Here is a 13,460-nt window from a genome sequence, read left to right on the forward strand (position 1 = left end):
CGCCCCTGGAGCCATGTCCTCACCAGGAGGTCATGGAGAAGTCGGAGTCACGGTGCCGCGCCGCATGGCCACTGGGGCTGACCCTCGCGTTGGTGATCTATCCTTTCCACGGGGAGACCAAACCAATAAGGACCGACGTGGGCTCGACGAAGAAGCGACCTTCAACGCGGAAGAGGCCTCAGACCAGGGTCGCAGATCCGGAACCGTACCTGGGTTCGACAGCCATCGAATTCAGTCGCGTTGACGCCCGTGGGGTGCGCACCGCGCGGCGGCCACACGGTGAAACCCTCGCCAGGTTCCAGCAAGCCGCGCTCAGACAAGCCGCCGAGGCAGAGCGGCGGCTCCTCGCCCTGGTCGACAGAATACGTGCCGTCGCGGATGGCGGAGATGCTCTGCGCCTGTACAGCAGCGTCACGCTCCTCCAGCGGATGAGACGCACCATGCCCGGCCACCTCGGCTTCGGGGCCGACGCGATGGCGGAGTTCTTCGGCGGGTTGGTAACGGCGATGCCTGTCGAGCAGGTCCTCGCACGGCATGGCGCAGAGCCCGATCTCCAGTCACTCTGGACGCTGGACGCCCTGCTTCGCGAGTACGCCATCGCGCAGATGCGGATTGGCGAAGGCAAACTCGTGCAGGAGGGGGCCAGCAACCAGCTTGACCGTGCCCGGCATCTACTCGAGTTTGAAAACCAGTTCGACCGGATGCTGGGATACCCGGCCCAGCTCCGAGTGATCTACACCTCCATCACCGACCGCCTCTCCGATCGGTCACAAAGCGCACTCGGCTTCGCGTTGAAAGACGCGCTCATAGTCGCCGACGCCTACGGGGAAGTCCTCGTCGAGCGTGAGCTCGCTGTCGCGGAACGCCTTCAGCCGCTCCTCGACCAGATTCCGCGGAAGGCGCCACAAGATGACCTTGTAGAGCACCTCGGACGTCACCTGGCCGGCATGGCCACCTTCGCGTCAGCACCGGTCGAGGACCTCGTCGAGCTACTGACCGAACGCACGGGAATCCCTCGTGGCCAACTCTCCCGACTACTCGGCGCCATGACGACGCAGCTGGGTAGCCAGCCAACCTTCACCAGCCTGTTCGAGACCAACGTCCTGCGCCGCCGACCGATCATCGGACTACCGGACGGGCGGAAGCTCTGGGCCTCACCTGGCGATTTCATGCACCTCGCACTCGACTGGGCGGCCGACGTCTGCAGCCAGAATCTCGCGCTGCTCCGTGCCTTCGACAAACGGCGGCAGGACGCGTGCGAAGAGCTCGCGCATCAAGCACTCCTCGAAGTATTCGGCGCCGAGCACGTCCATCGCAGTGCTACGTACCCAGCTGACGGGCAGCGGCCGGACGTCGACGTCCTGGTGGCCACTCCTGGTGGCTCTATCGTCGTGGAGGCAAAAGCCGGGCGATTCACCGATCCAGCCCGGCGGGGCGCACCCGAGCGGGTCAGGAAGAAGTCGCGAGAATTCATAGATAAGGCCCTCGACCAGAACGCGCGGACAATCCGCCACCTTCAGCAGGGTGCGGAAGACCTCCGCGACAAGGACAAGCGTCCGCTGACTATCCCGAACGCGCCGCACATCACCTCGGTGATCGTCATGCTGGACCGCGTGGACCCCTTCGCCACCCACCTGCCAGACGGGGGCAAGCGGGGAGACATCCCTGCCGACGGCACCTGGTTGGTGAACCTCGCCGACCTCTTGATGGTTGCCGACATTCTGCGTCACCCCGCCGAGTTCTACGCGTACGCGGAACTGCGGGCTCGGATCAACAAGCTGGGCGGCCCGACGATCCTCGTCGAAACAGAAGCGCTCGGACTCTGGTGTGAAAAACGTATCCAAGCTGTCCGCCCCGGCGAGGGCGAGGTGATGACCCTGAGCACCACCTCGCAGCTCATGAACGACTACTACACCCGGGACAGCGATGACCCTGACCAACCTTCGTCAAGGCCGACCAGTGGCGTTCCAGCCGAAGTACTGGAGGCGCTGACCAACGTAATGGAACAACGACCCGGTCATTGGCACTCTCTCACCGTCGAGGCGTTGTCCGTACCCCCGACTCGGTGGTCGCCATTGGTAAAGGCACTCAAGACCGCACGAGCGGAGAGACAGTCCCGAAAGGGACGCAAGCACGTCCGGCGGGCATCGACAGGTCTTCGCCTAACAGACAACCTCACCGTATGCATTGTCGACGACAACAATGCTCGCGCTCTAGGAGAGGAACGCCCTGACCTCCTGGCCATCTCCGTATCGCCTCCAGACGGCCTTCGCCACCCGCAAGACGGTGCGTGAGGAGTGGGACGCAGACTTGCTTGCGGTACGGGAGTTGTGGCAACACCGCTGCGCACGTCGCGCCAAATTTCACGCACGATCCTGGACAAAACGCCTGCGTCTCACTTGGAATACTTGACGAAGTTGCGCCTAGGGCGTGTCCTGTAGGGGTTGTGACCTGCGGTAGTTGATCATGACCGCGTGGTGGGTCGTGGTGAACTGACCGAGAAGACCTGGGCCCGGATCGAATCCCTGCTACCGCCGGTCGCGGAAGGGGGATGCGCCACCGGATGGATCGACGCCCTCGCCGTCGACGGGGGAAGCCCTCGGCCGCTCCCGAGGTGGACTGACCAGCAAGATCCACCTCGCGGTGGACGGGCGCGGTCTGCCCATGTCGATCGTCCTCACCGCCGGGCAGGCCGGGGACAACCCGCACCTGCTGCGGCTGCTGGACCAGATCAACGTCGGCCGGGACGGACCGGGCCGGCCCCGCACCCACCCGGACCGAGTGATCGCCGACAAGGCCTACTCGCATCCCTCCACCCGGGCCGCGCTGCGCCAGCGGCGGATCCCGTTCACCTGCCCCGAACGCCGCGACCAGGTCCAGCATCGCCGCGCCAAGGGCGCGGCCGGTGGCCGCCCACCCGCGTTCGACCAGGCCATCTATGCCAAGCGGAACGTCGTCGAGCGCTGCTTCAACCGGCTCAAGCAGTTTCGGGACCTGGCCACCCGCTACGCCAAACGCGCCGCCTACTACCGCGCCGAGATCATCATCGCCTCGATCGTGTTGTGGCTGCGTACAGACCTACAGGACACGGCCTAAGCCGGTAAGCCGGACCGCGGAGGCTGTCCTTTCCATCAGCGACAGGTCAAGCGGTCGTCTCGACACAACCAACAGACTCGCCGCGCTCCCACACATACGGCTCGAACGAGCTGGACAAGGCACTGAAAATTACGCCGCAGTTCGTCATCGCGCCGCCGACAGCCCCACCGGTCGGCCAGGACGGTCATCGCGGCACGGTCGGGTGCCAAGCGCGGAGACAATCGAGCTTCTTGGTTCGCGGGGCGGTCACCGTGCCTGTACGCCACCTCCGCCTGCGGGGTGCTTCGCCTGGTCTGATGGCCACGGTGACGGTCAGCGCACTTCCCATGAGTGCGATGCCGCGCGGCCCGTTCCCGGTCTCGTCCTCGCCGATGCTGCCTGGCAGCTGAACTCCGCAGCGCAGGTCCGCATTCGCCGCTTCGTGGCCGGCACGTGTCTGTGAGACGGATCGCAGATACTACTATGTCCAACAGTTTGATGCCCTACTAATCTTCGAGGCATGGACATCTCGAAGGTGGGCGTGGTCGGCGGTGGCCTGATGGGGTCGGGCATCGCCGAGGTGTGTGCGCGGGCTGGACTCGACGTGGTCGTCGCGGAGGTCGGTGAAGCGGCTCTGGCCGCGGCGCGGGAGCGCATCGGCAAGTCGCTGGACCGCGCGGTGCGAGCCGGGAAGCTGTCGGCGGCCGACGGTGCCTCGGCGAGTGCTCGCCTGTCTTACACGATCGACCTGGACGAGTTCGCCGACCGGGACCTCGTCATCGAGGCGGTCGCCGAGGACGAGACCATCAAGACCGGACTGTTCGCCAGGCTGGACAAGGTCGTCACCCGGCCGGACGCCGTTCTCGCCTCCAACACTTCGTCGATCCCGATCATGAAATTGGGCATGGCGACGAGCCGGCCGGAGCAGGTCATCGGCATCCACTTCTTCAACCCGGTGCCGGTGCTGCCGCTGGCCGAGCTGATCCCGTCCCTGCTCACCGCGGACCAGACGACGGAACGCGCCGCGGCCTTCGCCACCGGCGCGTTGGGCAAGACGGTCGTGCGCGCTCAGGACCGGGCCGGCTTCGTGGTCAACGCCCTGCTGGTCCCCTACCTGCTGTCCGCCATCCGCATGCTGGAGTCCGGGTTCGCCGCCGCCGAGGACATCGACAACGGCATGGTCCACGGCTGCGCCCACCCGATGGGCCCGCTGCGTCTGGCCGACCTGATCGGGCTGGAGACACTCAAAGCGGTGGCCGACTCCCTCTATGAGGAGTTCAAGGAGCCGCTCTACGCCGCGCCACCGCTGTTGCTGCGCATGGTCGACGCGGGCCTGTACGGGAAGAAATCCGGCCGTGGCTTCTACGACTACGGGAAGGGCGTCTGATGTACCGGCTGGCCGAGGAGCACGAGGAGCTGCGTGCTGCCGTGCGTGCGCTGGCAGAGAAGGAGATCGCACCTTACGCCGCCGAGGTGGATGAACAGGAGCGGTACCCGGTCGAGGCTCTGCGGGCGCTGAACGCCTCGGGTTTCAACGCGGTGCACATTCCGGACGAGTACGAGGGTCAGGGCGCGGACGCGATCGCGGCGTGCATCGTGATCGAGGAGGTCGCGCGGGTCGACGCGTCGGCGTCGCTGATCCCGGCGGTGAACAAGCTGGGGACGCAGCCGATCATCCTGTCGGCGTCGGACGAGCTGAAGAAGCTGGTGCTGCCGGAGATCGCGGCCGGTGCGACGGCGTCGTACGGGTTGTCGGAGCGGGAGGCCGGTTCGGACACCGCGTCGATGCGCACGCGGGCCCGGCTGGACGGTGACCACTGGGTGCTGAACGGGACGAAGGCGTGGATCACCAACGCCGGCGAGTCCACGTGGTACACGGTGATGGCGGTGACCGACCCGGACGCGCCGAAGAAGTCGAACGGCATTTCGGCGTTCGTGGTGCACAAGGACGACCCGGGCTTCTCGGTCGGCCCCAAGGAGCGCAAGCTGGGCATCAAGGGGTCGCCGACGCGGGAGATCTACTTCGAGAACTGCACGATCCCGGCGGACCGGATCATCGGCGAGCCCGGCACCGGGCTCAAGACGGCGCTGCGCACGCTCGACCACACCCGGCCGACGATCGGGGCGCAGGCGCTGGGCATCGCGCAGGGCGCGCTCGACGCGGCGGTCGCGTACGTGAAGGAGCGCAAGCAGTTCGGCAAGGCGATCGGCGAGTTCCAGGGCGTGCAGTTCATGCTGGCGGACATGGGCACGAAGATCGAGGCCGCCCGGCACCTCGTGTACGCCTCCGCGGCAGCCACCGAGCGCGGCGACGCGCGTGCCGGATTCATGGCCTCGGCGGCGAAGTCCTACGCCTCGGACGTGGCGATGTCGGTGACCACGGACGCCGTGCAGCTCTTCGGCGGCGCCGGCTACACCCGCGACTTCCCGGTGGAACGCATGATGCGCGACGCGAAGATCACGCAGATCTACGAGGGCACGAACCAGATCCAGCGCATCGTGATGGCGCGGGCCCTGCTGGCACGATGACACCGGAAGTCCTCATCACGACCCGGAACGGCGTCGGCTGGATCACGCTCAACCGGCCTCGTGCGCTCAACGCCCTCACCCACGCCATGGTCCGGGCGATCGACGCCGCCCTCACCCGGTGGGAGTACGACGACACCGTGCGGACCGTCGTGATCGACGGCGCCGGCGAGCGCGGATTGTGCGCCGGCGGCGACATCCGCTCGATCCACGACGACGCCCGCACCGGCGGCACCGCATCACCCGGCTTCTGGGCCGACGAGTACCGGCTCAACGCGCACATCGCCCGCTACCCCAAAACCTACGTGGCGCTGATGGACGGGCTGGTGCTGGGCGGCGGGGTCGGCGTCTCCGCCCACGGATCCCTGCGGGTGGTCACCGAGCGCTCCCGGGTCGGCATGCCCGAAACCGGCATCGGGCTCACCCCTGACGTCGGCGGCACCTACCTCCTCTCCCGCGCCCCCGGCGAGCTGGGCACGCACGCCGCGCTCACCGCCGCCCACCTGTCCGGCGCCGACGCGATCCACTGCGGACTCGCTGACTTCTTCGTGCCCAGCGACCGGTTGGCGGACCTGCGTGCCGCCCTCGCCGTGCGGGAGCCGCGCGAAGCCGTGCGCATGTTCGCGCAGGCACCCCCGGACAGCGGCCTGGCCGCCGATGCGGCATGGATCGACGCCTGCTACTCCGCCGACACGGTCGAGGAGATCCTCGACCGGCTGCACGAGGCAGGGTGCAGCGCCGTCGCCAAGGAGATCGGCGCCAAATCCCCGACCGCGCTCAAGGTCACGCTCCGCGCCCTGCGGACAGCTCGAGCGCTGCCCAGCCTGGACGCCGCGCTCACCCAGGAGTACCGCATCGCCTGCGCGAGCCTGACCGCGCCGGACCTGGCCGAGGGCATCCGGGCGCAGATCATCGACAAGGACCGCGACCCGCGCTGGTCACCCGCCACGCTCGGCGAGGTCACCCCGGCCCTGGTCGACAGGTTCTTCGCCCCGCCGGCACACGGCGACCTCTCCCTACTCACGCAAGGAAACCGATGACCGACACCATCCGGGTCGACCGCGGCGACGACGGCGTCGCCCTCATCACTCTCGACCGCCCCCACGCGCTCAACGCGCTGAACCTCGCCATGATGACCGAACTCACCACCGCCGCAGCCGAACTCGACCGCGATCCCACCATCGGGGCGATCGTGCTCACCGGCTCCGAGCGCGCGTTCGCCGCCGGCGCCGACATCAAGGAGATGCAGCCGCACAGCTTCAGCCACGTCTACGCCACCGACTGGTTCGCCGGCTGGGACACCCTGACCCGGGTCCGCACCCCGCTGATCGCGGCCGTAGCCGGCTACGCCCTCGGCGGCGGCTGTGAACTCGCCATGATCTGCGACATCCTGCTCGCCGCCGACACCGCGAAGTTCGGCCAGCCCGAGATCACCCTCGGCATCATCCCCGGCATGGGCGGTTCCCAGCGGCTCACCCGTGCCGTCGGCAAGGCCAAGGCGATGGACCTGTGCCTCACCGGACGCACCATGAACGCCGAGGAAGCCGAACGCGCCGGCCTCGTCTCCCGCATCGTCCCCGCGGACACCCTCCTCGACGAAGCGCTGTCCGTCGCCCGCACGATCGCGGGCATGTCCAAACCCGCCGCCAAGATGGCCAAGGAAGCGGTCAACCGGTCCTTCGAGACCAGTCTGTCCGAGGGAATCCTGTTCGAACGCCGCGTCTTCCACTCCACGTTCGCCACCCAGGACCAGAAGGAAGGCATGGCCGCCTTCATCGAGAAGCGACCACCGTCCTTCCAGGACCGCTGACACAACTCGCCGGGCGGCGGATCTGGTCCCCACGGGTCAGGCCCGCCGCCCGGCGGTCGCTCCGGCCGGTTATCCGCTGGTGGCGTCAGGGAATCCAGCGGGCCGGCCGAAGAGCTGTGCGCTGCCGTGCGCGCGTTTGAAGTACAGGTGGGCGTCGTGCTCCCAGGTGATCGCGATGCCGCCGTGCAGCTGGATCATCTCCGCGGCCGCGTGTTCGAACGCCTCCGAGCAGACGGCCTTCGCGGTCGCCGCGTCCACCGGCAGATCGTCTCCGGTCAGCGCGCCGTACAGCGCCGACCGGGCGGCTTCCACGTGGACATGGACGTCGGCCATCCGGTGTTTGAGCGCCTGGAAGCCGCCGATGGGCCTGCCGAACTGGCGGCGCTGCTTGCTGTACTCCACGGTCAGTTCCAACGCCCGCGCGGCGGCCCCCACCTGTTCGGCCGCCAGCGCGACCGTGACCAGATCCCGCGCCCGGCTCAGCGCCGGCCCGTAATCTCCCAGGTCGAGACGCCGGGCCGGTGCCGCGTTCATCTCCACAGTCGCCAGCCGACGGGTGGGATCCATCGTGGTGACGTCGGCCCGGATCGCCCCATCGACGGCGACCTCGAACAAACCCACGCCGTCGTCGGTGCGAGCGACCACGAGCAGGACGTCCGCATGGGCGGCGTCGAGGACGTAATGCGCCCGGCCGTCGACGCGGCCTTCTCGGGCACGGCACGCCGGGTGGTCCGGCGACCACGAGCCGTCCTCCCGGGACCACGCCAGAGCGGCGATCGTGCTGCCTGCGGCGATGCCGGGCAACAATCGCCGGCACTCGTCGTCGTTCCCGGTGGCCAGGACGGCTTGACCGGACAGCACGGCCGAGCCCAGCATGGGCGACGGGGTGAGGGTCCGGCCCAGTTCCTCGAGCACCACGCAGACCTCGGCAAGCCCGGCTCCCAGGCCGCCGTGCTCCTCGGGGATGCCGAGGCCGGCCACTCCGATGTCCTCGCACAGGGTGGACCACAGCTTGTCGTCGTAGCCGAGGGGAGACTCCATCGCGGACCGGACCTCGGCCGGCCCCGACCTCTTCGCCAGCAACGCGCGAACGACCTCTCGCAACGCGCGGGCTTCGTCGGTTTCCCTGGGATCCGTTCCGTTCATCGCCGCCCCGCTATCGTCCGAAGGATGCGCTCGCGGTGGAACGCCCCGGTGCCCCAGGCGCCGGTCAGTGCCCGGACTTTGGTCAGTCGGAGGCCGAGGTCGTGTTCGGCGGTGTAGCCGATGGCGCCGTGGACCTGCAGCGCGGTGCGGGCGGCGAGGTGGGCGGCGTCGGCGGCCTTGACCTTGGCGGCCGAGATGTCTTGTGGGCTGCCGGTGACGGCGGCGCCGTGCACCAGGGGCCGGGTGAGTTCGAGGTGGGTGGCGACGTCGGCGAGCAGGTGCTTGATCGCCTGGTATTCGCCGATCAGCCGGCCGTATTGGCTGCGTTGCTTGGCGTAGGCGACCGTGGCGTCCAGCAGCCATTGCCCGGCGCCGAGCAGCTGCGCGGCCACGGCGAGAACCCCGAGGTCGAAGGCCCTGCCGCCGGTCAGCGGGGGTGCGTCGACTCGGAAGAGCCGCCGGGTGGGGTCGATTGATCGGACCAGCTCGGGCTCGCCCACGACCTCGCCACCCACGACGACGGCGGCGATGTCGGCGTCCAGCGCGAGCGGCACCGGTACCGTCGCGAACGCTTCACCGGCGGCCAGAGGCGGCAGCCACCGCTCCGCCGCCGCCCCGGTCAGCGCGGCGGGCGCGACCGCGGCGGTTTCCACCAGTGGTCCGGGGACGGCGTGGTAGCCCAGGGCTTCGAAGGCCACCACGAGGTCGACTGGGCCGGCGCCGAGGCCGCCGTGTGCTTCGTCGATGAGCAGGGCGGGCACGCCGAGTTCGGCGAGGCCGCGCAGGAGTTTGAGCCCGGGTTCGTGCCGCCCGTCGGCCCAGGCGCGGGCGGCGCCGGGGGTGTCGGCTCCGGTGAGGTAGTCGTGCAGGCTGGTGGCGAAGTCCCGCTGTTCAGGGGAGAGCGCGAATCTCATCGGCGGGCCTCCTTCGGCAGTCCCAGGAGTCGTTCGGCGATGGTGTTGCGCTGGATCTGGTCGGTGCCGCCGTAGATCGGGCCGGCCAGCGAGAACAGGTAGCCCTCCACCCAGGCCCGGTCGGTTTCGGCGTGCGGGCCGAGGATGTCGAGCGCCGTTTCGTGCAGGTCGAGGTCGAGGTGGGACCAGAACAGCTTGTTGACGCTGGATTCCGGTCCGAGCTCGCCGCCCTCGGCCAGCCGGGACACGGTGCCGAAGGTGTAGAGCTGGTAGGCGCGCGCCCCGATCCACGCGTCCGCCACCCGGTCCCGCGCCGCGGCCGGTTCCCCCGTCGAGTGCCAGAGGTCCACGAGCCGGTTCGCGGCGGCGAGGAAGCGGCCGGGGCTGCGCAGGGACAGGCCGCGTTCGTTGTTGGCGGTGGTCATCGCGACCCGCCAGCCCTGGCCCGGTTCGCCGATCACGTCCGCATCGGGCACGAACACCTGGTCCAGGAAGATCTCGGCGAACCCCGGCTCCCCGTCCAGCTGTGGGATCGGCCGCACGGTCACGCCCTCGGCGCGCAGGTCGAACATGAAGTACGTCAGTCCGCGGTGCCGCCGCTGGCCGGGGTCGGTGCGGAACAGCCCGAACGCGCGGTCGGCGAAGGCCGCGCGGGAGGACCAGGTCTTCTGCCCGGACAGCAACCACCCACCCTCGGTGCGGACCGCGCTGCTGCGCAACGCGGCGATGTCGGACCCGGCTTCGGGTTCGGACCAGGCCTGCGCCCACACCTGCTCACCCCGGGCCATGGCCGGCAGGATCCGGTCCCGCTGCTCGGGCGTGCCGTGGGCGAACAGGGTCGGGCCCAGCATGAAGATCCCGTTCTGGGACACCCGCCCGGGTGCCCCGGCGGCGTAGTACTCCTCCTCGAACAGCACCCACTGCAACAGCGACGCGTCCCGGCCGCCGTAGGCGCGCGGCCAGGACACCACCGACAACCGCGCGTCGGCCAGCTGCGCCTCCCACTCCCGGTGCGCCGCGAAGCCCTCCGCGGTGTCCATCGACGGGAGCGTGGGCACGTGCGCCGCCAGCCACTCCCGCACCTCGTCGCGGAACGCCGCCGACTCGGCATCGATGTCGAGGTCCATCAGCGCTGCCCCCCGTCCCGCATCGACCGCGCGTCCTGCCCACCCAGCGAATCCGTGGAGGTTTCGGCGTTGTGCGCGTGCGCGAAGTGGTGCAGCCCGAACACCGAGTCCATTCCGGACCGCAGGCCCATCAGGTCCTCGGCCTGGTTGACCGCCTTCTTCGCCAGCGCCAGCCCGAACTGCGGCATCCGCGCGATCGTCTCCGCCAGCACGACAGTGCGCGCTTCGAGTTCGGCGCGCGGCACGACCCGGTTGACCATGCCCCACTCCCTGGCCTGCTGCACGCTGAACCGCTCCCCGGTGAACAGCACCTCCTTCGCCGCCCGCGGCCCCAGCACCCACGGGTGCGCGAAGTACTCCACCCCCGGAATGCCCATGCGCACCACCGGATCAGCGAAGAACGCGTCATCGGAAGCCACGATCACATCACAGACCCAGGCCAGCATCAGCCCGCCCGCGATACACGCACCCTGCACCGACGCGATCATCGGTTTCGGGATCTCCCGCCACCGCCGGCACATCCCCAGATACACCTCGGACTCCCGGGCGAACCGCTGATCCCCGCCCTCCCGGGTCGTGTGGTCCCACCACACCACCGCGCGCCGGTCGAAACTCTGGTCGACATCGCGGCCGGGCGTGCCGATGTCGTGCCCCGCCGAGAAGTGCTTGCCCTCCCCCGCCAGCACGATCACCTTCACGTCGGCATCGTCCACCGCGCGGGTGAACGCATCGTCCAGCGCGTAGGTCATCGCCGAGTTCTGCGCGTTGCGGTACTCCGGGCGATTCATCGTCACCAGCGCCACCGCGCCCCGGCGCTCATAGCGGACCACCGGTTCACTCATGCGTTACTCCTTCGCCGTACACCGCAACCTTTCCAAAGCAAGCAATTGCTTGGTAGCGTAACGACTCGGCGCACCCAAGACAACAGCACGGAGGTTTGGGTGAACGACGAGGTGACGCGGTTCCGTCGTGAGGTCGCGGACTGGCTGGCGGACAACCTGACCGGCGAGTTCGCCGCCTTGCGTGGGCTGGGCGGGCCGGGACGCGAGCACGAGGCGTTCGACCTGCGGCTGGCGTGGGAGCGGCACCTGGCCGCGGCGGGGTGGACGTGCGTGGGCTGGCCAGTGGAGTTCGGCGGGCGCGGGTTGTCGCTGGACGAGCAGGTCGCCTTCCACGAGGAGTACGCGGCGTCGGGCGCGCCGGCGCGGGTCAACCACATCGGGGAGCAGTTGCTGGGGCCGACGTTGATCGCGTTCGGCACGCCGGAGCAGCAGAGCCGGTTCCTGCCCAAGATCGTGGCGGTCGAGGAGCTGTGGTGCCAGGGCTACTCCGAGCCCGGGGCCGGGTCCGACCTGGCCGCGGTGTCCACGTCGGCGGAGCTGCGGGACGGCCAGTGGGTGGTCAACGGCCAGAAGATCTGGACGTCGCTGGCCCACGTGGCGGACTGGTGTTTCGTGGTCACCCGCACCGAAAAGAGTTCGCAGCGGCACCGCGGCCTGTCCTACCTGCTGGTGCCGTTGAAGCAGGACGGCGTGACCGTGCGGCCGATCCAGCAGCTGACCGGCACCAGCGAGTTCAACGAGGTGTTCTTCGACGACGCCCGCACCCCCGCCGCGATGGTGGTCGGTGAGCCGGGTGAGGGGTGGCGGATCGCGATGGCCACCCTCGGCTTCGAACGCGGCGTGTCCACGCTGGGCCAGCAGATCGGGTTCCGCCGCGAGCTGGACGGCATCGAGGCCGAGGCCAAGCGGCTGGGCACGTGGGAGGATCCGCTGTTGCGCGCCGATCTGGAGCGCGCCCGGATGGGCCTGCGGGTGTTGCGGGCGCACGCGTTGCGGACGCTGGGTCAGGCGGCGGGGCCGGAGGTCGCGGTCGGCAAGCTGATGTGGGCGCAGTGGCACCGCCGCCTCGGCGAATTGGCGGTGCGGGTGCGGGGCGCGCGGTCGCTGGTCGCCGACGGCGAGCTGGACGAGTGGCAGCGGCTGTTCCTGTTCACCCGCGCCGACACCATCTACGGCGGCTCCGACGAGATCGAACGCAACATCATCGCCGAGCGGGTGCTCGGCCTGCCCAAGGAGGCCCGGTGATCCCCCACTACCCGCCCGGACACGACCTGCTCGCCGGGAGAGTCGTGGTGGTGACCGCCGCCGCGGGCACCGGCATCGGCTCCGCGGTGGCGAAACGCTGCCTCGAAGAAGGCGCCAGCGTGGTGATCAGCGACTGGCACGAACGCCGCCTCACCGAGAAGGCCACCGAACTGGCCGAGCTGGGCAAGGTCCACGCGATCACCTGCGACGTCACGGACGAATCCCAGGTCCAGGGGTTGGTGGCGGGGGCGGTGGGGCAGTTCGGCCGGATCGACGTGATGATCAACAACGCCGGTCTCGGCGGCACCCGGTCCGTGCTGGAGATGACCGACGACGAGTGGTCCCGGGTTCTCGACATCACGTTGACCGGCACCTTCCGCTGCACCCGGGCGGTGCTGCGGCAGTTCGTCGCCCAGGGCGGTGGCGGGGCGATCGTCAACAACGCGTCCGTCATCGGCTGGCGGGCGCAGGCCGGGCAGGCCCACTACGCCGCCGCGAAGGCCGGGGTGATGGCGTTGACCCGCTGTTCCGCGCTGGATGCCGCCGAGCACGGGGTGCGGATCAACGCGGTGGCGCCGAGTTTGGCGATGCACCCGTTCCTGGCGAAGGTCACCAGTGACGAACTGCTGCAGGAACTGGAGCAGCGGGAGGCGTTCGGCCGCGCCGCCGAACCCTGGGAAGTCGCCAACGTGATGGTCTTACTCGCCAGCGACTACGCCAGCTACATGACCGGTGAGGTCGTGTCCGTGTCCAGCCAGCACCCCTAGGGAGCCCA

The 13,460-nt window shown here is 69.2% G+C and carries 11 protein-coding genes and 1 pseudogene; 8 read left to right on the forward strand and 4 right to left on the reverse strand.

The window, feature by feature from the left end; genetic code table 11:
- The first annotated feature begins 254 nt into the window (after positions 1-254).
- The 6 genes and pseudogenes from AMYTH_RS0109560 (at position 255) to AMYTH_RS0109585 (ending at position 7,411) form a co-directional block, all read left to right on the forward strand.
- Positions 255-2,294 (forward strand): NERD domain-containing protein, encoded by a 2,040-nt coding sequence (locus AMYTH_RS0109560; protein WP_027930126.1) that lies wholly within the window; start codon positions 255-257, stop codon positions 2,292-2,294.
- Between the two features lie 295 nt (positions 2,295-2,589).
- A pseudogene (locus AMYTH_RS44445) lies at positions 2,590-3,096 on the forward strand (IS5 family transposase); the annotation flags it as partial.
- 499 nt (positions 3,097-3,595) lie between these two features.
- The gene (locus tag AMYTH_RS0109570) at positions 3,596-4,462 is read left to right on the forward strand and encodes a 3-hydroxybutyryl-CoA dehydrogenase (RefSeq protein WP_027930127.1); all 867 of its coding nucleotides are present in this window, start codon (positions 3,596-3,598) and stop codon (positions 4,460-4,462) included.
- Positions 4,462-5,604 (forward strand): acyl-CoA dehydrogenase family protein, encoded by a 1,143-nt coding sequence (locus tag AMYTH_RS0109575; RefSeq protein ID WP_027930128.1) that lies wholly within the window; start codon positions 4,462-4,464, stop codon positions 5,602-5,604. The genes AMYTH_RS0109570 and AMYTH_RS0109575 overlap by 1 nt, the downstream gene beginning before the upstream one ends.
- Entirely contained in the window at positions 5,601-6,641 is a 1,041-nt protein-coding gene (locus AMYTH_RS44450) for an enoyl-CoA hydratase/isomerase family protein (RefSeq protein ID WP_037322454.1), read from the forward strand. Before AMYTH_RS0109575 ends, AMYTH_RS44450 begins: the two co-directional genes overlap by 4 nt.
- The gene (locus tag AMYTH_RS0109585; RefSeq protein WP_027930129.1) at positions 6,638-7,411 is read left to right on the forward strand and encodes an enoyl-CoA hydratase; all 774 of its coding nucleotides are present in this window, start codon (positions 6,638-6,640) and stop codon (positions 7,409-7,411) included. The genes AMYTH_RS44450 and AMYTH_RS0109585 overlap by 4 nt, the downstream gene beginning before the upstream one ends.
- A gap of 69 nt (positions 7,412-7,480) precedes the next feature.
- Here AMYTH_RS0109585 and AMYTH_RS0109590 read toward each other — a convergent pair whose 3' ends face one another.
- Genes AMYTH_RS0109590 through AMYTH_RS0109605 form a run of 4 tightly spaced genes read right to left on the reverse strand, consistent with a single transcriptional unit; the run spans position 7,481 to position 11,440 of the window.
- Positions 7,481-8,557 (reverse strand): acyl-CoA dehydrogenase family protein, encoded by a 1,077-nt coding sequence (locus AMYTH_RS0109590; protein ID WP_027930130.1) that lies wholly within the window; start codon positions 8,555-8,557, stop codon positions 7,481-7,483.
- Entirely contained in the window at positions 8,554-9,471 is a 918-nt protein-coding gene (locus AMYTH_RS0109595) for an acyl-CoA dehydrogenase family protein (RefSeq protein WP_027930131.1), read from the reverse strand. The genes AMYTH_RS0109590 and AMYTH_RS0109595 overlap by 4 nt, the downstream gene beginning before the upstream one ends.
- On the reverse strand, positions 9,468-10,598 hold the full coding sequence (locus tag AMYTH_RS0109600) for an acyl-CoA dehydrogenase family protein (protein WP_027930132.1): 1,131 nt from the start codon (positions 10,596-10,598) through the stop codon (positions 9,468-9,470). Before AMYTH_RS0109600 ends, AMYTH_RS0109595 begins: the two co-directional genes overlap by 4 nt.
- Positions 10,598-11,440 (reverse strand): enoyl-CoA hydratase, encoded by an 843-nt coding sequence (locus tag AMYTH_RS0109605; RefSeq protein WP_027930133.1) that lies wholly within the window; start codon positions 11,438-11,440, stop codon positions 10,598-10,600. Before AMYTH_RS0109605 ends, AMYTH_RS0109600 begins: the two co-directional genes overlap by 1 nt.
- A gap of 99 nt (positions 11,441-11,539) precedes the next feature.
- On the opposite strand from AMYTH_RS0109605, the gene AMYTH_RS0109610 reads away from it, so the two are divergent.
- A complete protein-coding gene (locus tag AMYTH_RS0109610) occupies positions 11,540-12,685 on the forward strand; it encodes an acyl-CoA dehydrogenase family protein (protein ID WP_027930134.1) in 1,146 nt (381 codons plus the stop codon).
- Entirely contained in the window at positions 12,682-13,452 is a 771-nt protein-coding gene (locus tag AMYTH_RS0109615; RefSeq protein ID WP_027930135.1) for an SDR family oxidoreductase, read from the forward strand. Before AMYTH_RS0109610 ends, AMYTH_RS0109615 begins: the two co-directional genes overlap by 4 nt.
- Positions 13,453-13,460 lie beyond the last annotated feature (8 nt).

This window comes from Amycolatopsis thermoflava N1165, assembly GCF_000473265.1.
GTDB lineage: Bacteria > Actinomycetota > Actinomycetes > Mycobacteriales > Pseudonocardiaceae > Amycolatopsis_E > Amycolatopsis_E thermoflava.

Bases quoted from the DNA above. Each gene is read 5' to 3' on its own strand.
- AMYTH_RS0109570 (WP_027930127.1), top strand. From the start codon at position 3,596: ATGGACATCTCGAAGGTGGGCGTGGTCGGCGGTGGCCTGATGGGGTCG.
- AMYTH_RS0109575 (WP_027930128.1), top strand. From the start codon at position 4,462: ATGTACCGGCTGGCCGAGGAGCACGAGGAGCTGCGTGCTGCCGTGCGT.
- AMYTH_RS44450 (WP_037322454.1), top strand. From the start codon at position 5,601: ATGACACCGGAAGTCCTCATCACGACCCGGAACGGCGTCGGCTGGATC.
- AMYTH_RS0109585 (WP_027930129.1), top strand. From the start codon at position 6,638: ATGACCGACACCATCCGGGTCGACCGCGGCGACGACGGCGTCGCCCTC.
- AMYTH_RS0109590 (WP_027930130.1), bottom strand. From the start codon at position 8,557: ATGAACGGAACGGATCCCAGGGAAACCGACGAAGCCCGCGCGTTGCGA.
- AMYTH_RS0109595 (WP_027930131.1), bottom strand. From the start codon at position 9,471: ATGAGATTCGCGCTCTCCCCTGAACAGCGGGACTTCGCCACCAGCCTG.
- AMYTH_RS0109600 (WP_027930132.1), bottom strand. From the start codon at position 10,598: ATGGACCTCGACATCGATGCCGAGTCGGCGGCGTTCCGCGACGAGGTG.
- AMYTH_RS0109605 (WP_027930133.1), bottom strand. From the start codon at position 11,440: ATGAGTGAACCGGTGGTCCGCTATGAGCGCCGGGGCGCGGTGGCGCTG.